Origin of the sequence: Onishia taeanensis (genome assembly GCF_900100755.1) — a bacterium.
GTDB lineage: Bacteria > Pseudomonadota > Gammaproteobacteria > Pseudomonadales > Halomonadaceae > Onishia > Onishia taeanensis.
In genome coordinates, this window is record NZ_FNCI01000004.1 from 21,536 (window position 1) to 42,593 (window position 21,058).

General features: G+C 63.7%; 21 protein-coding genes. 4 read left to right on the plus strand and 17 right to left on the minus strand.

All coding sequences use genetic code 11. The features are described 5' to 3' along the window. Window positions 1-60: 60 nt before the first annotated feature. From BLR71_RS06940 to rpoE, 5 genes are all read right to left on the minus strand, one after another. Complete coding sequence (locus BLR71_RS06940) at window positions 61-1,482, minus strand: DegQ family serine endoprotease (protein WP_092524505.1); 1,422 nt, start codon at window positions 1,480-1,482, stop codon at window positions 61-63. A gap of 140 nt (window positions 1,483-1,622) precedes the next feature. Beyond that, window positions 1,623-2,087 (minus strand): SoxR reducing system RseC family protein, encoded by a 465-nt coding sequence (locus BLR71_RS06945; RefSeq protein WP_092524507.1) that lies wholly within the window; start codon window positions 2,085-2,087, stop codon window positions 1,623-1,625. Then, entirely contained in the window at window positions 2,084-3,136 is a 1,053-nt protein-coding gene (locus BLR71_RS06950) for a MucB/RseB C-terminal domain-containing protein (RefSeq protein ID WP_245696369.1), read from the minus strand. The genes BLR71_RS06945 and BLR71_RS06950 overlap by 4 nt, the downstream gene beginning before the upstream one ends. Before the next feature lie 17 nt (window positions 3,137-3,153). After that, window positions 3,154-3,840 (minus strand): sigma-E factor negative regulatory protein, encoded by a 687-nt coding sequence (locus tag BLR71_RS06955; protein WP_092524511.1) that lies wholly within the window; start codon window positions 3,838-3,840, stop codon window positions 3,154-3,156. A gap of 220 nt (window positions 3,841-4,060) precedes the next feature. Next, window positions 4,061-4,663 (minus strand): RNA polymerase sigma factor RpoE, encoded by a 603-nt coding sequence (gene rpoE, locus BLR71_RS06960; protein ID WP_092524513.1) that lies wholly within the window; start codon window positions 4,661-4,663, stop codon window positions 4,061-4,063. Between the two features lie 340 nt (window positions 4,664-5,003). Between rpoE and BLR71_RS06965 the strand changes: the two genes are divergently transcribed. Continuing rightward, window positions 5,004-6,077, plus strand: a complete 1,074-nt coding sequence (locus BLR71_RS06965) for a 3-deoxy-7-phosphoheptulonate synthase (RefSeq protein ID WP_092524515.1) — start codon at window positions 5,004-5,006, stop codon at window positions 6,075-6,077. Between the two features lie 159 nt (window positions 6,078-6,236). Here BLR71_RS06965 and BLR71_RS06970 read toward each other — a convergent pair whose 3' ends face one another. From BLR71_RS06970 to rhlB, 3 genes are all read right to left on the minus strand, one after another. Then, window positions 6,237-6,683 carry a hypothetical protein gene (locus BLR71_RS06970; RefSeq protein WP_092524517.1) on the minus strand — a complete coding sequence of 149 codons (447 nt, stop codon included), beginning with the start codon at window positions 6,681-6,683 and terminating at the stop codon, window positions 6,237-6,239. Between the two features lie 90 nt (window positions 6,684-6,773). Beyond that, entirely contained in the window at window positions 6,774-8,915 is a 2,142-nt protein-coding gene (gene dinG, locus BLR71_RS06975) for an ATP-dependent DNA helicase DinG (RefSeq protein ID WP_092524519.1), read from the minus strand. A gap of 29 nt (window positions 8,916-8,944) precedes the next feature. Then, entirely contained in the window at window positions 8,945-10,219 is a 1,275-nt protein-coding gene (gene rhlB, locus BLR71_RS06980; RefSeq protein WP_092524521.1) for an ATP-dependent RNA helicase RhlB, read from the minus strand. A gap of 300 nt (window positions 10,220-10,519) precedes the next feature. On the opposite strand from rhlB, the gene BLR71_RS06985 reads away from it, so the two are divergent. Then, the gene (locus tag BLR71_RS06985) at window positions 10,520-10,765 is read left to right on the plus strand and encodes a hypothetical protein (protein ID WP_092524523.1); all 246 of its coding nucleotides are present in this window, start codon (window positions 10,520-10,522) and stop codon (window positions 10,763-10,765) included. Next, window positions 10,765-11,580 (plus strand): exodeoxyribonuclease III, encoded by an 816-nt coding sequence (gene xthA / locus BLR71_RS06990; protein WP_092524525.1) that lies wholly within the window; start codon window positions 10,765-10,767, stop codon window positions 11,578-11,580. The genes BLR71_RS06985 and xthA overlap by 1 nt, the downstream gene beginning before the upstream one ends. A 165-nt stretch (window positions 11,581-11,745) precedes the next feature. Here the strand turns inward: xthA and BLR71_RS06995 are convergent, their stop codons facing one another. From BLR71_RS06995 to BLR71_RS07035, 9 genes are all read right to left on the minus strand, one after another. After that, window positions 11,746-12,858, minus strand: coding sequence for a tetratricopeptide repeat protein (locus BLR71_RS06995; protein ID WP_245696370.1), 1,113 nt, complete (start codon window positions 12,856-12,858; stop codon window positions 11,746-11,748). Window positions 12,859-12,920: 62 nt separating this feature from the next. Continuing rightward, window positions 12,921-13,706 (minus strand): energy transducer TonB, encoded by a 786-nt coding sequence (locus BLR71_RS07000; protein WP_092524527.1) that lies wholly within the window; start codon window positions 13,704-13,706, stop codon window positions 12,921-12,923. After that, window positions 13,706-14,113 (minus strand): ExbD/TolR family protein, encoded by a 408-nt coding sequence (locus BLR71_RS07005; RefSeq protein WP_092524529.1) that lies wholly within the window; start codon window positions 14,111-14,113, stop codon window positions 13,706-13,708. The genes BLR71_RS07000 and BLR71_RS07005 overlap by 1 nt, the downstream gene beginning before the upstream one ends. Then, entirely contained in the window at window positions 14,106-14,639 is a 534-nt protein-coding gene (locus tag BLR71_RS07010) for a MotA/TolQ/ExbB proton channel family protein (protein WP_092524532.1), read from the minus strand. The genes BLR71_RS07005 and BLR71_RS07010 overlap by 8 nt, the downstream gene beginning before the upstream one ends. Continuing rightward, window positions 14,623-16,026 carry a MotA/TolQ/ExbB proton channel family protein gene (locus tag BLR71_RS07015; protein WP_092524534.1) on the minus strand — a complete coding sequence of 468 codons (1,404 nt, stop codon included), beginning with the start codon at window positions 16,024-16,026 and terminating at the stop codon, window positions 14,623-14,625. The genes BLR71_RS07010 and BLR71_RS07015 overlap by 17 nt, the downstream gene beginning before the upstream one ends. Then, window positions 16,023-16,955 carry a DUF3450 domain-containing protein gene (locus tag BLR71_RS07020; RefSeq protein ID WP_245696371.1) on the minus strand — a complete coding sequence of 311 codons (933 nt, stop codon included), beginning with the start codon at window positions 16,953-16,955 and terminating at the stop codon, window positions 16,023-16,025. The genes BLR71_RS07015 and BLR71_RS07020 overlap by 4 nt, the downstream gene beginning before the upstream one ends. A gap of 236 nt (window positions 16,956-17,191) precedes the next feature. After that, a complete protein-coding gene (locus BLR71_RS07025) occupies window positions 17,192-18,130 on the minus strand; it encodes an electron transfer flavoprotein subunit alpha/FixB family protein (RefSeq protein ID WP_092524537.1) in 939 nt (312 codons plus the stop codon). A 14-nt stretch (window positions 18,131-18,144) separates the two neighbouring features. After that, a complete protein-coding gene (locus tag BLR71_RS07030) occupies window positions 18,145-18,894 on the minus strand; it encodes an electron transfer flavoprotein subunit beta/FixA family protein (RefSeq protein WP_092524538.1) in 750 nt (249 codons plus the stop codon). 54 nt (window positions 18,895-18,948) lie between these two features. Beyond that, window positions 18,949-19,140: a hypothetical protein gene (locus BLR71_RS07035; RefSeq protein ID WP_139172558.1), complete on the minus strand. Its 192-nt coding sequence runs from the start codon at window positions 19,138-19,140 to the stop codon at window positions 18,949-18,951. 244 nt (window positions 19,141-19,384) lie between these two features. On the opposite strand from BLR71_RS07035, the gene BLR71_RS07040 reads away from it, so the two are divergent. Beyond that, entirely contained in the window at window positions 19,385-21,052 is a 1,668-nt protein-coding gene (locus BLR71_RS07040) for an electron transfer flavoprotein-ubiquinone oxidoreductase (RefSeq protein WP_092524541.1), read from the plus strand. The last annotated feature ends 6 nt before the right edge of the window (window positions 21,053-21,058 follow it).

A 21,058-nucleotide genomic window follows, 5' to 3' on the forward strand; every position in this document is an offset into this window, starting at 1 on the left:
GGGAAGGTGCGCCCAACGAACGACGGGGCCCGCAGGCCCCGTCGTTAGTATCGAGTGAGATTAGTCGTCGGCCTCGAGTCGCAGCGCGATATACAAGGAGCGACCCTCACGATAGAGGCGTACCGGCACGGCGTGGCCGGACTCCAGGGAGTCGATGACCGACATCAGCTGCTTCGGCGAGGTAATGGCCTGATCGCCGATGGAGACCAGCACATCTCCAGGACGAATGCCGGCCTGCTGAGCCACACCGCCGGACTCGACGGCTTCGACACCCACACCGCCGTCGACGCCCAGACGCTCGAGGGTCTGATCATCGAGGGTAGTGACGGTCAGCCCCAGACGCGTCTGGCTGTCGCTGGACTGGCTCGAGCCCTGACCGCCATTGGCCATATCCGGCCAGTCACCGACAGTGACCGTGATCTCACGCTGGCGTCCATCGCGCATCACGTCCAGATCGACATCATCGCCCGGACGCACTCGCCCGATGAGTCGCGGCAAGGTGCTGGAGCGATCGACTTCCTGACCGTTGACGCCCACGATCACATCGCCGGCTTTAAGGCCATCGCGAGCGGCAGGGCCATCGGGGTCGAGATCGGCAATCAGCGCTCCGTTGGGGCCGTCAAGCCCGAAGGACTCGGCCAGATCCTGCGACACCGGCTGGATCACGACACCCAACCAGCCGCGGCTGACGTGCCCTTCGCTCTTGAGCTGGTCGGCAACGTCCATGGCCACGCTGATCGGAATCGCGAACGAGAGGCCCATGTAGCCACCGTTACGGGTAAAGATCTGCGAGTTGATACCCACCACTTCACCGTCGAGATTGAATAGCGGTCCGCCGGAGTTGCCCGGGTTGATGGCCACATCGGTCTGGATGAAGGGCACGTAGGCATCGGACGGTAGCGTGCGGTTGATGGCACTGACGATGCCAGCGGTGACCGAGTGATCGAAACCGAAGGGTGAACCGATGGCCGCGACCCACTCACCCACCTCGAGGGTATCGGAATCGCCGATATCCAGTGTCGGCAGATTGTCGGCATCGACCTTGAGGAGCGCGACATCGGTCTTGGTATCAGCACCGACCAGCTCGGCCTTTAGCTCCCGGCGGTCATTGAGACGCACCAGGATCTCATCGGCGTCCTTGACCACATGTGCGTTGGTCATGATGTAGCCATCTTCGCTGATCACGAAGCCCGAGCCGAGCGACTGACGCTCGTGTTCCTGCTTCTGGCCACCACCCGGCATGGGCAGCTGGTCGCCGAAGAAGCGCCGGAAGATCTCGGGAATATCCTCACCGCCGGGGCCGTGATAGGAGAAACCACCCGATGAGACGGTGCGTGTCGTCGAGATATTGACCACACCGGGGGCGGCTTGGGCGACCAGCTCGGTGAAGTCAGGTAGCTCACGAGCCTGGGCCGAGGCACAGGCCAGAGACAGCATTAACAGCAAGGCAAACATGAAAGAATGGCGAAGCGTGCGTTCCATAATCACTCCTGCAACAGCATGGGAAGGCAATGCGTGGATCGGCAATGGTGAGTGCCAGCGACTCCGATGCGACGGAGTCTCGGCCATTCCTATGAACTATCCCTAATATAATCGTTATATGTTGTTGGCGTGCCCGGCGATCAAGGCGGAGAGGGGTCGAGCAGTACCGGACGGTAGCTGCCAGGCTGGCACCGACCCCAGAGGGCCAGGCCGATCACGCCGCAGGCAAGCCCGGCCAGGAAGGCCACCGGTACCAGCGGATGGCCGGGCGCCAGCCAGGCCTCGGCGGCGCCACCGGCAAGCAATGACGTCACCAAGGGCAGGCCATAGATCGCCAGGGCCCCTTGCAGGAAACGTCGAGCCGGCAGGCCGATTCGCACCGTCTGGCCTACCGTCAAATCAGATGAAGTCTCAATGGTCAGCTGCCGGGGGCGAGCCTTGCGCCTGGTCGCCAGCAGGCCAGTGCCACAGCCCTTTCGGGAAGCACAGCCCGCACAGCCGCTCTGGGTAAGCACGCTGACACGGGCGCCTTCACGCAGAAGAGCATCGACCCGCGCCGTGGCTTCGAGCCAGTGCCCCGCGGTCATGCCAATGCTTGCGGTCATGGCGCCTCCTGAGGGCTCAAGGCGTCGCTGGACACCTCGTCACTGAGCACTTGGCTACTGCTCTCGGCACCGGCAAGCCCCACCCGCTCGACCACCCTGATCAGTACCTTGGGCGGCAACTCCCCCATCGCCACCACCTGCATGGGCTGGCCGCCCAGCACCATATGTCGAACCGCCGCGTAAGAGATGCCAAGGCGGTGCAGGCCTGGGGCTAGCGCGGGACGCTCGGGGTCGAGAGGTTCGACGAACATGCTGAGGCTGGAGAGACCATCGCTGAAGAGGCGATGAGGCACCTTATCGGCGTGACTGGCATCGGCCGTAGCCACCGGCTGAGGAACGAACCCGGGCGGTAGCCAACCGGGCTGCCAGGCATCGTTGGGAGAGGGGCGCACTCGGTCCATTTCGATCTGGCCCTCGAACACCGTGGGATGTTCGATGTCGGTGATCTGGAAGGTTTCGAGTACTCGCCCTTGGGTATCGAGCAACATCTGCTTGAGCGGCAGCGCCGTTACTTTGTCTAACCACAGGCGCTGCCCAAAGCGCATATCGTCGAGCGGCTCGATATCCAGACGAACGGCGGCACGGCCGGCAATCCGTTCCTCGCCACCGAGGCTGAGACGATAGTGTTCGTCGAGCTTGGCCATGATCGCCTGTGGCGAAGTCGGCGCGTTGGCGTCACCTGAGGCCCAGCCGCCGCGGCCAATGCGCCCCCGACGTTCGAATACGACGGGATCGCCATCCAGGAAGCGCGCCACCTCATGCTCGATGCCGTCACGGATATTATGGGTCAGCGCCAGGGTCCGCACGCCGTCGCTACCGATGCGCACGGCGCGCGCCTTGAACTCATAGCAGTGGTTGGCCCAGAGACTGCGACCGAACCAATCACTGGCCGTGGCCGGTGCCGCCTGCGCCTCCAGTCGCTGGCAGTCATACCCATCGGCGCTCTCTTCGGCCGCCAGGGCCGATGCCGCCGGCCAAGCCATTGCCAGCAAGGCCGCGAACGTCAACATCTGGGGAAGCGACCGACAGCGGCCAGGATCTCGGCTCATGACAGGGGACACCAGCATCAACGCAGACCCAGTGACTCTTGGCCTGAAGCCCTCAGCAGCGGCATCCAGGCATCGCCACTACGATATGCCGCGCCTTCCGCATGGCGGTCGAGATAGGACTGCAGCAAGCGGGCCTGCTGCTGATCGCCGCGCTGCGACTGGCGAACGCTAGGCGCCATCATCATCGGTGATTCGACGGTGGCGCCGACATTCATCAGGCCGCGGTCGGCTGCGGACGACTGAAACAGCGGCAAGTCGACCAAGGACGGTCGCTGAATCTGGCTGGAAACGCCACTGCCCCCGCTCGGCGCGCTGACCAGACCGGCCTGGCCTGACTGGGCACGCTCGTCAGGCGAGTTATAAAATTGCACGCCGGTAATCACCATCAACGAGACCGCAGCGGCCGCGGCCGCACTGCCTGCAAAGGAGCCAGCGCGGGAAAACAGGCTGCGCGACGGCGCCACCGGCGCCTCGATTTCCGGTGACGGCTCATCGGCGAGCCTCGCCATGATGCCTGCCGACAGATCGGTGGACACATCGATATCCCGGTCTCGCTGCATCAAACTGCGAGCCAGATGGTAGCGGCGCCAGGTCTCAGCGACCTCGGGGGACTCGTCCAGCGACTTGAGCACCCGAGGAAGTTCGAGATTGTCTGCCTCACTGTCCATCAAGGCAGACAATGACTCCTGTGAATTCTGATTCATCACTTACACCCTCACACTTTAAGGCGTGTCGCCCTTAGATCAGTTGTCGACTCGAGTGGTGACAACGTGCCTTTACGACCTGCCTACCCAGATGAGAAAGACGCCTAGCGTCAGACCATCCCTTTCAAGGCATTGCCACCGCGATACATTCGACCCATGCATGTGACGCCAGAAGGCGACAACAGTTCAGCCCTAAAGGCAAAAATGCTGGAATCGATCATTAATGCACCATGTCTTGGGTTCTGGCGGTCACCACCAGCGGCTGGATATGGCGATCGACGGCCTCCCGGGCACGGAAGATGCGCGAGCGCACCGTGCCGACCGGGCAGTCCATGATTTGGGCAATATCTTCATAGGACAGACCATCGAATTCACGCAGAGTAATCGCCGTGCGCAGATCCTCTGGCAGCGCTTCGATCGCCTCGAAGACCGCCGTTTCCAGCTGATCACGCGCGATGGCCGCCTCTGGTGACTCGACATCGGAAAGCCGGCCGCTCTGATCGATGACCTCGGCATCGACGATATCCATATCGCTACCCGGCGGACGACGCCCACGGGACACCAGGTGGTTCTTGGCGGTATTGATCGCAATGCGATATAGCCAGGTATAGAAGGCGCTATCGGCACGAAACTTACCCAGCGCTCGGTAGGCCTTGATGAAGGCCTCTTGGGCCACATCCTGGACCTCGGCGTGGTCATGCACGTAGCGGCCAATCAAGCCAATGATCTTGTGCTGATACTTCTTCACCAGCAGATCGAAGGCCCTCTTGTCTCCCCGTTGAGCGCGCTCAACGAGTTGCTGATCGGTTTCCCGGGTATCCATTCAGCCCCCCTTAATACAGGTAGGGCGTACAATCGACGCTCCAGAGGGCAGCCTCGCAGGGAAGCTTCGTCCGAAGGTACAATTCTCGGTGAACGCTTTAAGCAAACAAGCAGTCATAACGTCTATGTGGAAACCTGGTGGCATTCGGTGATGGTTATCCGTCAGTGTTCCTGTTTATTGGCATTCCATCAAGCACACAGCATGCCAGCGATAACGAACCGCTGGGACAGCAGGTGCCGGCAACGAGTTCCCTGCGGCCGTTGATTTTCACTAGCCCCACGAGCGATAGTAGGCGTCTCTTCATCATTTTCACGCGCGTATTCACGTCACAGGTAGCGGCATGTCACAACAGCAGGTCAATAACCTCAACGTCCTGGCCCAGGATGTCCTGATCACTCCCGAGACGCTCAAGCAGGAAATCCCCCTGACCGACGCCGCCGAACGCACGGTCATCGAGGGCCGCGAGACCATCCAGCGCATTCTGGACGGCAGCGACCCACGGCTGCTGGTCGTGGTGGGTCCCTGCTCTATCCATGACGTGGACGCGGCGCTGGATTATGCCCGGCGTTTGCGTCGCCTGGCCGATGAGGTCAAGGAAAGCCTGTACATCGTGATGCGCGTCTATTTCGAGAAACCGCGCACGACCGTCGGCTGGAAAGGCCTGATCAACGACCCGCACCTCAACGGCTCCTTCGAGATCGAAGAAGGCCTGCACATTGCGCGCCGGCTGCTGGTGGATCTCGCCGAGATGGGCCTGCCGCTCGCCACCGAAGCCCTCGATCCGATCTCCCCGCAGTATCTTCAGGACTGCATCAGTTGGTCGGCGATTGGCGCCCGTACCACCGAATCCCAGACCCACCGCGAGATGGCCTCTGGCCTGTCCTGCCCGGTCGGCTTCAAGAACGGTACCGACGGCAGCCTCGACGTAGCGGTCAATGCTCTGCAGTCGGTGGCGCACCCGCACAACTTCCTCGGCATCGACCAGGCCGGCCAGGTCGCGATCATCCGTACCCGCGGCAATGCCTATGGCCATGTGGTGCTGCGCGGCGGCAACGGCAAGCCCAACTACGACAGCGTCAGCGTAGCGCTTGCCGAGAAGGAACTGGAAAAGGAAGGCATCAAGCCGAACATCATGATCGACTGTTCGCATGCCAACTCCAACAAGGATCCGGCGCTGCAGTCGCTGGTAATGGAAAACGTCACCAACCAGATTCTCGAGGGCAACCGCTCGATCATCGGCCTGATGGTCGAATCCCATATCGGCTGGGGCAACCAGAAGATCAAGGACGACAAAGCGGACCTGGCCTACGGCGTGTCGATTACCGATGCCTGCATCGACTGGGACACCACCGTTGCCACCTTCACCGCCATGAACGAAAAACTGGCCCCGGTGCTGTCCAAGCGTCGTGACTAGCACCTCGTGATGTGCTCGCAGCCATTGCCACCGTCGGCTGCAATAGAAAACGCCCGCTATGATAGCGGGCGTTTTTCGTTTTATGGCGGCATTGTCGCGGCTGCCTGCCTGGGCGTGATACCGGTCATTCAATACTCTAGCGTTTAGCCTCGCCGGCCTTCAGGCCACCTGGCGCTCAGCTTGCTCGAGCTTGTACTGAGCGAAGAAACGACTGTCCTGCTCTGACGCATCGGGGCAGACGAAGTAGGCAATATCGTCACGCACTGGAGCCGGCTTTCGATGCTGGCCGTCTTCCCAGTACAACACCGCATGCTTCACCAGCTCTTCCAGGTAGGTGTGATCCCACTGATAGTGGCAATAGCCGTGGTGGTCGGAGAGATAGGGACTATAGTCGCTAGGCGTGGTCGTCACCTCAGCGTTCTTGTACTCGGCAAACGCCTTGGCGTCCTGCTCCGCCGTCTCCGGGTCGACGAAATAGGCCGCGTCGCGCCTTGGCGGCAGCGCCTGCGGCAAACCAAACTTCTCGCCCACCGCCGAACATTCGACCACAATCCAGGAGACGAAGTGAGCACCAATCAAGTGGTCCCATTTCAGTGCGATATACATGCAGTTTTCCTTTTTTAACGACATCCCATTGAGCAACATAGTCCCGAGAGGCCGCCTTTTCCACGCTCGGCACCCATGCGCCAAGGGACATCACCCGCCCTGCACGACGCCATCAATTTCGCGGGTAAAGGGCGGCAGACCGTCGAGCAATGCCTGACCATAGCGGCGTGTCAGCACCCGTCGGTCGAGCAGTGTAATGCGCCCACAATCGTCTTCCTTGCGAATCAGTCGACCACAGGCCTGCACCAGCTTTATCGAGGCATCCGGCACGGTAATGCGCATGAAAGGATTGCCGCCACGGCTCTCGATCCACTCGGCAAGCGTCGCCCCCACCGGGTCGTCAGGGACCGCGAAGGGCAGACGGGTGATCACCACATGGGTCAGGTACTTGCCGGGTAAGTCGATGCCTTCGGCGAAACTCGCCAGACCGAAGATGATACTGCCCTCCCCGGCATCGACTCGCGTGCGATGGCGCTCGATCAGCTCGCGCTTGGGCAGCCGGTCCTGGGCCAGCACGCGCTCGCGATAGGAGCGCGGCAATGCCTTCTCCACGGCGCGCAACTGGGCCCGCGACGAGAACAGCATCAGCACGGCTTCATCGTCGTCTAGCCCCTGGACGAAGTCGACGATGGCACGCTCGTGGCCCTCACGGTCGCCAGGGTCGACGGCTTCGCGAGGCACGCTCAGCACCGCACGGGAATAGTCGAAGGGGCTGGGTAGGCGCTGATAGCGGTAGCGATTGGCGAGCCCTGCACGCTCCTGCAGGCGCTCGAAACGCCCCAGGGCAGTGAGGGTCGCCGAGGTGACCACCGCACCGTGACAGCTGCCCCACAGGGTCCGTGCCAGGGTATTGGCCGCCGAGACCGGGCTTGCCGCGAAGACCAGCTCCGGCTCGCCGCCGATCTGTTCGAAGCTTAACCAGCGCGCCCGCGGTGGCTCTTGGGTATCGTCGACCTCGCTGAAGGCCAACCACAGGGCGTGAGCCTCCAGAGCGCGGCCATGCAACAGGGCGATCAGCGGCAGCCAGGGTTCGGCCTGCTCCCGGGGTAGCCCGGTGGACTTCTCCGGATCGAGGCTCTCGCGCAGGATATCGGCCATGGTTTCTAGATTGCGCGACATCTCGGCGAAGACCGTCACCAGCACACCGGCCTGCTCGCGCAGCGCCTCGGGCGCGCGGCCCATGTCGAAACGCAGCTGATGGGTCTCCTCACCGGCGCCATTGGGCAGTTCGGCGAGCTGGTGGCCCAGCGCAAAGACCTCCCCCAGGCGTGGCTCGAGCGCGGCGATCGCCTCGGGGAAGCCCCCCAACAGGCGCGCCAGGGTCGGCTGAACGCCGAGCGCCGTATTGAGCTCGGTCAGCGACTTTTTAAGGGTGCGCAGCCAGCGCAAGGCGCCGTTGACGGCGAAGCGATGGGTGAAGTGGCCAATCGCCTTGTCGGGCAGGTGATGCCCTTCGTCGAAGACGTAGATGCAATCGGAGGGACTTGGTAGCACCGCACCCCCGCCCAAGGCCAGGTCGGCGAGTACCAGGTCGTGATTGGCGACGATGATGTCGGCACTGTCCAGGTAGCGCCGGGCGCGGAAGAAGGCGCAGGCGCTGAAGTGGTCGCAGCGGCGGTTGGTGCACTGACGGTGGTCGGTGGTCAGGCGGCGCCATTGCGGGTCGGCGATGGCCACCGGCCAGCTGTCGCGATCCCCTTCCCAGCGGCCGTTGCCGTAGGCCTCGGCCAGCTCCTTGACCAGCCCATGAAAATCGTCGCCGTCGCGGGACTCCATAGCCTGCTCGAACAGCGACAGGGTCGGGTTGTCCTCGACGCCATCCAGCGCCTGCTCGAGCTTGGACACGCAGATATAGCGTCCGCGCCCCTTGGCCAGGGCATAGTCGAAGTCGAGCCCGCTATGCGCCTTGAGGGCCGGCAAGTCCTGGTGCAGCACCTGCTCCTGCAGCGCCACGGTGGCGGTAGAAACCACCAGCCGCTTGCCGCGAGCCTTGGCCACAGGGAGGGCCGCCAGCAGATAGGCCAGCGTCTTGCCGGTGCCGGTGCCGGCCTCGAGCACGCAGACATGCTCGTTGGAGGTCCGCTTGCCGGCATCATCGGTCTCGATTCCCGCCAGGGTACGAGCGATCTCGGCGATCATCAGTCGCTGACCGTAGCGCGGTGTCAGCTCGAGGCCCTCGAGAACCCGCCGGTAGGCGGTCTGGATGTCGCCCTTGAGCGCCTCGTCCAGCATCGTCGATATCGTCCTTACGGCCTTCGCCGTTACAGCGTGCCTTCCGGCGGGTGCTCGCAGGGCAGTTTGTCGTTGATGTAGCGCTCGATCTCGGGCAGCGAGAAGGCGTCTTCTTCACCCACGAAACTGATGGATACGCCCTTGGCGCCGGCGCGACCGGTGCGGCCGATGCGGTGCACATAGTCTTCCGGGTCTTCCGGCAGGGTGAAGTTGATCACGTGGCTGACGTCTTCGATGTGGATGCCTCGACCGGCCACATCTGTCGCTACCAGCACCCGCACCTCGCCTTCGCGGAAGCGCTCGAGGGTCTCGATGCGCTTGGTCTGCGGCACGTCACCGGAGAGCATCGCCACATTGACACCGGCTTCACGCAGCAGGTCGTCGAGCTTGCGGACCAGATCGCGACGGTTACAGAACACCATCACCCGCTCGAGGCTGTCGTCCTTCAACAGGTTGATCAGCAGGCGTGACTTGTCTTCGTCGCTGACCAGATAGACGTGCTGGTCGATGTCGGCGGCGTTGTCGACCGTGACCTCGATCTCCACATGTGCCGGATCCAGCGTCCACTGACTCGCCAGGTTGAGGATGTCCGGGGTGAAGGTCGCCGAGAACAGGAAGGTCTGACGCTCTTCCTTCTTGGGCGTGTGGCGGATGATGCGCTTGACGTCGGGAATGAAGCCCATCGACAGCATGCGATCCGCCTCGTCGAGCACCAGCACCTCGACCTGGGTCAGGTCGACATCGCGCTTCTCGTGGAAGTCGAGCAGGCGACCCGGGGTCGCCACCAGCACATCGACTTTCTTGCCCAGCTGATCGCGCTGCTGCTGGTAGTCCATGCCACCGACGACGCTAGCCACATTCAGCTTGGTGAAGCGCGCCAGGGCCTTGGCATCTTTTTCGATCTGCAGCGCCAGCTCACGGGTCGGCGCAATGATCAGCGCGCGCGGGGCGCCGGGCTTCTGACCGTCGGGCGCTTCTTCTTCGAGGAAGTAGGCCATCAGCGAGATCAAAAAGGCGGCGGTCTTGCCGGTGCCGGTCTGGGCCTTGCCGACCACGTCACCACCCAGCAGGGTCTGTGCCAGCGCCTCGGCCTGAATGGGCGTGCAGTACTCGAAGCCCAGCGCATGGATGGCACGCATCAGCGGCAGGGGCAGGTCGAAGTCATGGAAACGCCACTTGCCCGCGACGGCAGGCACCTGGAACTGGCGAATGTCCCAGTTGGACTGTGACTTGCGCGGTTTGCGGCGCCGACGTTTCGGCTTGCGTGTCTGCGCCGGGGCGGGATTCTGTTCCGACTCGCTCATAGGCTGTGCTTAGGTCCCAATAACAGTGGATGTGATGCACTGACGCCAGGGTCAGGCCAGTTCCGGGTGGGGTATTGTACCAGCCCTTGGCCGTCTCGGCTTGTCTGGTGATACCTTGGCCATCCAGGATGTTCGCCGGATCGACGTTCAAGCAGGCCAAAGGCGACGGCAGGGTAGCTGATGCTGGGCCTGGATATTGCACCGGGGTCGGCTGCCCTCAGCCGGCGGCGCCCGGTGATTGCTGTTGGTAGCGCCCGGTGATTGCTAGAATGACCGTCGCTCAAGAAAGGACACGATGTCATGACACGCAGAAAGAAGACCCGTTCGCTGGCCGACAAGGTCACGATTCGCACCGGCCGGCGCAAGGATTACAAGCAGTGGCGCCACGATCATCCCGATGAGGTGGCTTCATCACGGCGCTTCACCGCCAAGAAGCAGGACCAGCGCAAGCAGCAGGCCGCCCGCAAGCTCGAGCGCATGAAGCAAGCGCAGACCATCGAGATTCATCCGGAGAAAAACTCCCGACCCGAGGGCGAGGGCAAATAATGCGGCTGGTGTCGTTCAACATCAACGGAGTGCGGGCACGCCCGCATCAGCTCGAAGCACTGGTGGCGGCCCATTCGCCGGACGTGATCGGGCTGCAGGAAACCAAGGTCCAGGACAGCGAATTCCCCCGTGAGGCCCTGGAGGCACTGGGTTACCACGTCTATTTCCATGGCCAGAAGGGGCACTATGGCGTGGCCCTGATGTGCCGTCAGGAGCCCGAGGAAGTGCATTACGGTTTCCCTGACGATGACGACGATGCCCAGCGGCGCATGATCGGCGCACGGCTGCGCCTGGCCGACGGGGAAAGCCTCACCGTCTGGAACGGCTACTTTCCTCAGGGCGAGAACATCGAACACCCCACCAAGTTTCCTTACAAGGAGCGCTTCTACGCGCAGCTGTCACGGCTGCTCGAGGAAGACTGCCAGCCGGATCAGCGCATCGCCATCATGGGGGATTTCAATATCTCGCCGGAAGATCGCGATATCGGCATCGGCGAATCCAACCGCAAGCGTTGGCTGCGCGAGGGCAAAACCAGCTTTCAACCCATCGAGCGGGCCTGGCTGGGCCGGGTCAAGGACTGGGGCCTGACCGACAGCTACCGCCTGGTGCACCCGACTCGCGACGATCATTTCAGCTGGTTCGACTACCGCTCCAAGGGCTTCGATCGCGATCCCAAGCGCGGCCTGCGCATCGACCACATCCTGGTCAGCCGACCGCTGATCGACAAGGTCACCGCAGCCGACATCGACTACGAGCTGCGCGGCATGGAGAAACCGTCGGATCACGCCCCGGTGTGGACCGAGCTGGCTCTCTAGTCACTACGATCTAGCCAGTACGATCTAGCCAGTCCGGTCTGGATAGTGCGCCCGGCTGGCCCAATCTAGCTCGGGTGACCCGGTGCGATTGCCCAGGGCGCGCCGCCCCGACGCGTCATGGGTCGCCCTTGAATGACGATAAGTGCCTAACGCTTCCCTACCAGGCTACCGGGCTGCCGACAGCGGGTTTTGGTCGAGATACTTCAACCACTCGCTGGCCTGCTCGCTGCCCAGGGACTGTGCCCGCGACAGCGCTTCCTGCGCGGCTGCATCCTTGCCCCACCCCGCCGCCAGCTGGCCGACGTACAGCCAGTCCTCGGCCTTGCCGCTACGTTCGGCGACATGACGCCAGGCCGCAAGCGCCGGGCCACGAGACCGCGCCTGCTGATAAGCGGTCGCCAGCAGGCGCCGACGCGCCAGGCTGTCGTCAAGCCGGCCTTGTTCGAGTGCGGCCTTCAAAAGCTCAGCAGCCCTCGCCGGTGTGCCAGCGGCCAGATGCAGCCGGATGCGTCGTTCAAATGCGTCATCGCCCTTGAGCACGCCCTGGCGCCAGCCGGCTTCCCAGAGTGCGGCGGCCTGCGCGTGCTGATCCAACCGCTGCGCGAACCCGGCGGCCCGCCGCCATGTATCGGGGTTCTCCGGCGAGCGGGAAAGCAGCCGCTCGAGCATGCCCAGCGCCTGATCATCCGCGCCGGCCTGCTGAAAGATACTGGCGGCCAGCATCAGCCGTGTATCGCTCGGCGAATCATCCCGCGCCAAGCCGGCGGAGACCGCCTCCTTCGCTTCATCCCAGCGCTCGAGCCGCGCCTGCGCGCCGGCGAGCTGCCAGTAATCGGCGGCGTCCCCCCGATGCTCGCCAAGCCAGTCCGAGAGCAGGCCTGCTCCTCTCGCCTGCTGGCCGCCGGCGAGTCGCAGGTTCGCCTCCCGGCGAAGCCAGCGGGCCCGCATGGCCGCATCCATGCCCTGCACCGCCCGAGCCTTGGCGATGTATTCGGCGGCGTCGAGATAGGCCTTGCGGTGAACGGCGGCCTCCGAGGCCAGCTGCAGGTAGAGCGCCCGCGCCCAACGGTCGGCGGCGTTACCGCCCGCCAGACGCTGGGCCTGGGACAGCGCACGATCCTCGAGCGCCCCGACCTCGCTGGGGGCGTCGGCCTCCGCGAGATTCTCCTTGAGGGACTCGATATCCCGCAGGATATCGCCAGGCAGCGCCGGTGCGGCGAGGCAGGGAGCCGCGACCGCCATGGTCGTGAACAGCAACGCTGCCAGGACGCAGCGCATGGCGAGTCTCGACGTGGTCCTGAATATGGTCCTGGGCACGATCATGAGCAGCGGCATAGACATCACTTCAGCTCGAACTGCAGGGGTTGGCTGACCCGCCGCGAAGAGCCGGTCGCAGGAAATTGCCAGTCAGCGATGGCCCGGGTAGCGGCTCGGTCGAAGACACGCGCAGGGTCGGCCTCGATCACCTTGATCGAATCGCGGTCGACGCTACCATCGGGGCGGATCGTGAAGGCCATCACCACATGTCCCTCGAGGCCGCGGCGCTGCGCTCGCGACGGATACACAGGCGCCACTTGGCGCGTTGGCTGCGGAGCAGGACCGATCGTTTGCGGACCGGGCGACTGCGCTTGCGCATTGCTGGCCCCTCCCTCGCTTGCCGATGCCCCTTCGGCCTCAGCCACCGTGGCGGTGGAATCATCCGCCGGCATGGTCGCCTCGGCGGGCTCGGGAGCCGGCTCGGGTTCATGTTCCGGCGGCGGCTCCGGTGTAGGCGCTGGCGCTGGCGTTGGCGCCGGTTCTGGGGCCTGCTCCTTCAAGTCCGGTAGCGTCATCTCGGTAGGCACCGACGCTTGAGGCATCGCGGGCAGCTCGGGCTCAGGGAGCTCGATCGCGCTTTGCACCTGTGGAGACGGCGCAGGCGCCGGAGGTGGCGGCGCCGGCGCAGAGGGCGCTGGACGCGAGGCGTCACTGGCCGACGGCTGATTCGGCGCCTCGGCCATCGCCATCGACACAGACGACATCTCCATCGTTGGCGTATCTTCCGGTGGTGCCACCAGCAGCGCCAGCAGGACAAAAAGCCCGCCGACCAGCATGAGGCCCCCGATAAAGGCGACCAGATGTCGCATCAGGAGGCCTCTCGACTGGCGGCTACGGCCATGTTGTCGACCCCGGCCTCGCGCAGGCCGTCCATGACCTCGATCAGCAGACCGGTGGTGGCGTCGCTATCGGCCTGGATCACCACCGAGCCGTCATCGGTCACGAGGCCAGACACGGTGTCGCCCAAGCGATGCAGATCCACCGGCTGGCCGTCGACCCAGACCGCTCCCTCGGCCGTGATGGCCACCATGACCTGGGCATCGGGGCGCGGTGTGGCCGCACTAGATTCAGGGCGCTGGATCTCGACCCCGCTCTCCTTGATGAAGGAGGTGGTAACGATGAAGAAAATCAGCATGATGAAGACCACGTCGAGCATGGGGGTCAGATTGACCTCGCCCTCGCTAGCATGATCGCCCTCCAGGCGACGCCTACGCATGGGAGTCCTCCGTGGCGCGAGCCATCCGATCGTGGAGCTTCTGGTCTTCGCGACGAATGATGTGTTCCAGGCGGGTGGTGAACAAAAGCCCCACCACCGCCACTGCCATGCCGACCAGGGTCGGCAAGGTGGCGCGAGCGACGCCATCGGACATCGCTCGCGCCTGATTGACCTCGCTGAGCGAGAGGCTATCGAAGACGCTGATCATGCCGGTTACCGTGCCCAACAGCCCCAGCAGCGGACAGACCGCCACCAACCATTTGAGCCAGGGCAAGGGGCGACGCAGCCGTGTGATCAGTTCGCGGGTCCAAGCATCGCGCAGGGTTAGGGCACTCCAACTAACATGGTCGTGCCGCGCCACCCAGCGCTGGATCAGCACCCGCCGTGCCCGCCGATAGGTCAGGCGAAAATACCACCAGCGCTCCAGCGCCAGGCTGAACAGCACCACGGCCACCAGGGCAATCGCCACCAATACCGGCCCGCCAGCCCGAAACAGCCAGCTCAACGGTTCAAGCCAGGTTGGCATGGGCCGCGTATCCTTTCTCTTTGACATCAGCCGGGCTCGCCGCGACCGGCTCGAGGCGCTCGGCCAGGGCGGCACTGGCACGGCCTTCGATCACCCCGACCAGGGCACGACTGCGACTGGCCAATGCCGTGTGAGCAAATAACAGTGGCACCGCGGTGATCAAGCCCAGCACCGTGGTCACCAGCGCCTGGCTGATACCGCCGGCCATCATCTGCGGATCCCCGGTGCCGAAGACCGTGATCGCCTGAAAGGTCCCGATCATGCCGGTCACCGTGCCCAGCAGGCCAAGCAATGGCGCCACCGCCGCCAGCAGCTTGACCAGCGGCTGACCGCGCTCGAGCCGCGGCTGCTCGGCGAGCAGCGCCTCATCGAGGCGAGCCTCGAGGGCCTCAGGGGCATGGTCACCGGACAGCGAAGCCAGTCGCCGAAGGACTCGGCCCAAGGGGTTATCATCACGAGGATGATCTAGGCCTGAGAGCTGGCGACGCACCGCCAGACTGACCCAGACCAGGTAGGCATACTGAAGGACCGCCGCCAGCAGCCCCAGCACCCCTAGAGTGACGACGACATAGCCCACCGCACCGCCTTGCTGGAAACGCTCGAGCAGGCTCGGCTGCTGGGCGAGCACTTCCATGACCTGCCCCTGGGACGGGTCCATCACGACACGATCCCCACGGCCAGCCTGGAAGTTCTCGAGGGTCTCGGAAGCGGCCCCGGGCGTGTGTGAGCTCGCCGATAGCTCTCCCTCAGGGCCTGGGCGATGCAGCAATTGACCATCGCTGAAGGCCAGCATGTCACCGACACGGATCACTTCCCGAGGCCGGCGCTCACCGCTCGCATCGGCTACCGGTGCGGTAAAGCGCTGGACCTGGCCGCTTGCCACGGTCAGCGACATCAGGCTATCGGCCAGCGCTTCTAGATGCGAGAGACGTGGCAAGGCATCCTTGCCCAGTCGCGGCGGCAGGCGGGTATCGCCCAGGGTCAGGAAGCTGTCGGCAAGATCATCGCGCAGCGCGCCGGTCTGGCTCGCCAGGGTACCGGCGATGGCATCCAGTTCCCCGCCCATCTCACCGCGCCGCTCGGCCAGCGACTCGCGCCGGGCATCGAGTTCCGCCTGACGAGCATCGAGGCCATCGCGGCGCGCCCGGGCGTCTTCCAGTTGCGACGTGACCTCAGCCAGGCGTGCCGACAGGGCCTCGCGATCCTCGACCAGCGCCGATAACCGCGCCCGATCACGCGCTTCGGCGGCTTCGCGCTCGGCCTTGAGCGTCTGGATGGGCGAGGCATCTTCCTGCGCCTGATCCTGGGCCTGAACGGCCTGGGCGAGCGCAATTGGCATCAGGCCGAGAGAGACCGCGGCAACGGTCATTCGCATCAATCGCTTCATGCGTCACCCTCCTGCTCTGAGCTCTGATCGACCGCCGTAGAGGCCGCTGACATGCTTGGGGCCTCGCTGACGGCCTGGGAGACCGGCAGCGTCAGTAGCTCCGGCGCACGCTGATCGCGAGCGATCCGTAGCCCCTTGTCGAGCTCGGCACGCTCGGCGCCATCGAGGGGCTGCCATTCACCGGCCGCGGCCTTCCATACGCCACCCTCACGGCCATCCGGCGTCAGATAATAGAGGCCGGCGCGGCCGATACGCAGGAAATCGACCTCTCGTGACAGGGACTCTGGTGACAAGGACTCCCCTGCGCCTTCCGATGACGCTTCACCTGAGGCGCCATCGGCCTGAACCGAACCGGCATCCACAAGGCCGCGCCAGGCATCCAACTCTCGTCCGTAATCCAGCTCGGTGCGCCAGGCGGCCAGCACACGATCCAGCGCTTCGGCGTGGCTCACCTCACCATCGGCCAGCAGGGCCTCGAGGCTGTCCACCCGCGCCAGTCGCTCTTTCTTGAGGAACGGCAGATCCGCCTCGACCCACTGGCGCAGACGGTCGACCAGGTTACGCAGCATGCCCGGCAGCGCTTCGCGGGTATCGCCAAGGGCGTCCAGGGCCACTTCGCGTTCATCCAGCGTGGAGGCTTGCTGGTCGAGGCGCGGCGCCAGCTCGCGGTTATAGGCGGTCAACTGACGCAGCTCAGCCTGTCGCTCGCGCAGTGCCTCGATATCAGCGCGCGTGGCCTCGTCAGCGGCATCGATCTGGGCTTGTAGGGCAGCCTGGGCCTCTTCGGCCGCCAAGGCCTCTTTGCTTATCGCCTGTGCATCCGCGGCCTCTCCATTTGCGGCCTCAGCGGCCAAAGCCTGAGCAACCGGCGCCGCCAAGGCAAGCGACAAGACCAGCCCTGCCTGCCATCGATTCAAGGTGTGTCGCACCACGTTCTCCTGCAAAGGGGTCGCTACAAGTGAATGACACGCTACCTCAAACAATAACAATTATCAATCACAGCCATAGCTTGAACGCTCATCTCAGAGCCGCCCAACAGGCCATCATAGCCATAGTGAACACAAAAAAACCGGCCTCCCCGAAGGAAGGCCGGTCTGACGATCACGCCACTGATGATCGAGGGAGCTAACTGGAAGACTCGACCTTCCCCCAGCTTAATGGCGGCTTAGAGCTTGCTTTCGAGTTCCGGCAACACCTCGAAGAGGTCGCCGACCAGGCCATAGTCCGCCACCTGGAAAATCGGCGCTTCCTCGTCCTGGTTGATGGCAACGATCACCTTGGAGTCCTTCATGCCCGCCAGGTGCTGGATGGCACCGCTGATGCCCACGGCGATATACAGATCCGGGGCGACGATCTTGCCGGTCTGGCCGACCTGCATGTCGTTGTGCGCGTAGCCGGCGTCGACGGCGGCACGCGAGGCACCGATGGCGGCGCCCAGCTTGTCGGCAATACCGTCGAGCAGCTTGAAGTTCTCGCCGTTGCCCATGCCACGACCACCGGAGATGACCACCTTGGCGGCCCCCAGCTCGGGACGGTCGCTCTCGGCCAGCTCCTCCTTGAGGAACGTCGACTGGGTGTTATCCACCACCGTGTCGACCGACTCGATGCCGGCGCTACCCGCAGACGCCACGGCATCGAAGGCGGTGGAGCGCACGGTCATCACCTTGAGGGCGTCATCGCTCTTGACGGTGGCAATGGCGTTGCCCGCGTAGATCGGGCGGCAGAAGGTGTCGATGCCTTCCACGGCGATAATGTCGGAAAGCTGGGAGACATCCTTCAGGGCGGCCAGGCGCGGCATGACGTTCTTGCCGGTGGTCGAGGCACTGGCCAGCACATGGCTGTAGCCATCGGCCAGCTCGACCAGCAGCGCGCCCAGTGGCTCGGCCAACTGGTGGGCGTAAACGGCGTTGTCCGCCACCCGTACCCGGCTGACGCCATCGAGCTTGGCCGCGGCATCGGCAATGGCGCTGACGCCTTCACCCGCCACCAGCACGTCGATGTCGCCACCGCCGGCCTTGGCAATCTCCTGGGCGGCGGCTACCACATGGGCAGTAGTACCGGCGAGCTGTCCGTCGTGATGGTCGGCAAGTACCAGAATGCTCATGAGATCAGCTCCTTTCAAAGCACTTTGGCTTCGTTCTTGAGTTTATCGACGAGCTCATCCACCGAGCCCACCTTGACGCCGCCTTTGCGCTCGGCCGGCGCTTCGACCTTGACCAGGCTAACCTTGCTGGCGGTGGCCACGCCGTAGTCTTCTGGCGTCTTGACGTCCAGCGGCTTCTTCTTGGCCTTCATGATATCGGGCAGCTTGGCGTAGCGCGGCTCGTTGAGGCGCAGGTCGGTGGTGACGATCGCCGGCAGCGACAGCTCGACGCTCTGCAGACCGCCATCGATTTCGCGGGTCACCGCTACCTTCTCACCCTGGACATCCACCTCGGAGGCGAAGGTGCCCTGGGGCAGGCCGGCCAGCGCCGCCAGCATCTGGCCGGTCTGGTTGTTATCGGTGTCGATGGCCTGCTTGCCGAGAATCACCAGTCCCGGCTGCTCTTCGTCGATCACACCCTTGAGCAGCTTTGCCACCGCGAGCGACTCGACCTTGTCATCGGTCTGCACATGGATGGCGCGATCAGCGCCCAGCGCCATGGCCGTGCGCAACTGTTCCTGAGCCGCCTTGGGGCCCACGGTCACGGCGACCACTTCGCTAGCCACGCCCTTTTCCTTGAGGCGGACCGCTTCTTCCACGGCGATTTCGCAGAAGGGGTTCATCGCCATCTTGACGTTGGTGAGATCGACGTCGGAGTGATCCGGCTTGACGCGGATCTTGACGTTGTAATCGATGACGCGTTTGACCGCGACCAATACTTTCATGGTGTCCTCGCTGTACGCTGGGGCCTCGCTGAGGCGTTACTCGGGATGGCGCTATCATGCATCGGCCGCCCCGTTATCACCGATGGGCAGGTCGTTATATTCATTCATTAAGTGCATGATCAACCAACGGATCCCGGGCAGGTGCGTAATCTGCCACAGGGCCAGTTTCGCCACAATATTGACGACATGAATGGTCCTGAACGGGCCATGTTTCCAGCCATTGCTATCCGGCAGCATCGTCGTCAAACGCCACCGTAAAAGAGGCGACGGGGGCGACGTTCGTCGTCCGTCGAGCCCCGTGCTGCCACACTTGAGTGTCAGTATGCTTACCATGGGCGAGACATGGAAGCAAACGACCGTTTAAAATTATAGCCTCCCGACCAAGTCGGCTACCCGAGTGAGCTCTAATACCGCACAATAGTCATTATAAATCTGGCGCAATTCCCACGGGCATGGCCAGACCGCGGCATTGAACAAGAGGAGAGAGCAAGTGGAAGAGCAAGAACGCGAATACATGGATTTCGACGTGGTCATCGTCGGCGCCGGCCCCTCCGGCCTGGCGGCGGCCTGCCGTTTGATGCAGCAGGCGAACGAGGCCGAGCAGGAACTATCGGTGTGCGTCGTGGAGAAAGGCTCTGAAGTCGGCGCTCACATCCTCTCGGGGGCGGTCTTCGAGCCCCGCGCGCTGGCCGAGCTCTTCCCCGACTGGGAAAGCCGCGGCGCCCCGCTGACCACGCCCGCCATTCGCGATGAACTCTATCTGCTCAAGGACGCGGACAAGGCCCAGCGACTACCCAACGCCCTGGTGCCCAAGACCATGCATAATACTGGCGGCGACCAGACGCGCTATGTCATCAGCGCCGGCAACCTGTGCCGCTGGCTGGGCGAGCAGGCCGAGGAACTCGGCGTCGAGATCTTCCCTGGCTTCGCCGCTCAGGAAACCCTGCATGACGAAGACGGCACCGTGCGCGGCATTCTGGTCGGCGACATGGGTCTGGGCGCCGACGGCGAGCCCAAGGACGGCCACATGCCGGGCATGGAGCTGCGGGCCAAGTACACGCTGTTCGCCGAGGGGGCCCGCGGGCATCTGGGCAAGCGCCTGATCGAAAAATTCGACCTGGATGCCGGCAAGGATCCTCAGCACTACGGCATCGGCCTCAAGGAGCTGTGGGACGTGCCGGCCGAGCAGCACGAGCCGGGGCTGGTGCTGCATGGCTCCGGCTGGCCGCTGGACAAGGACACTCACGGCGGCTGGTTCCTTTACCACGCCGAGAACCAGCAGGTAGTCGTCGGGCTGATCATGGATCTTTCCTATCAGAACCCCTACCTGTCGCCCTTCGACGAATTCCAGCGCATGAAGCACCACCCGGTGCTCAAGCAATATCTGGAAGGCGGTAAGCGCGTGGCCTACGGTGCCCGCGCCATCACCAAGGGCGGCCTCAACTGCCTGCCCAAGATGACCTTCTCCGGCGGCCTGCTGATCGGCTGCGATGCCGGCACGCTCAACTTTGCCAAGATCAAGGGCCTGCACACCGCCATGAAATCCGGCCTGGTAGCCGCCGAAAGCGTCTTCGAGGCCTTGAAGGCCGGTGACGAAGGCGGCAATGAGCTCACCACCTTTACCGAAAAGTGGCAATCCAGCTGGGCCTACCAGGAGCTCAAGGAAAGCGCGAGCTTCGGTCCGGCGATTCACAAATACGGCACCGTGGGCGGCGGCGCCTACAACTTCCTCGATCAGCTCCTGGGCGGCAAACTGCCTAACGTCCACGACACTACCGCCGACTATGCCGCGCTCAAGAAGGCCAGCGAGTGCCAAAAGATCGACTACCCCAAGCCCGACGGCAAGCTGTCTTTCGACAAATCCTCCTCGGTGTTTCTCTCCAACACCAACCACGAGGAAGACCAGCCCTGCCACCTGCGCCTCACTGATCCCGAGGTGCCGGTCAGGGTCAACCTGCCGGAATACGCCGAACCGGCCCAGCGCTACTGCCCGGCCGGTGTCTACGAGATTGTCGAGGACGATGCCGGCTCACCCAAGTTCCAGATCAACTTCCAGAACTGCGTGCACTGCAAGACCTGCGACATCAAGGACCCTTCCCAGAACATCACCTGGGTGGCACCGGAAGGCGGCGGTGGGCCTAACTACCCCAATATGTAAGGGAAA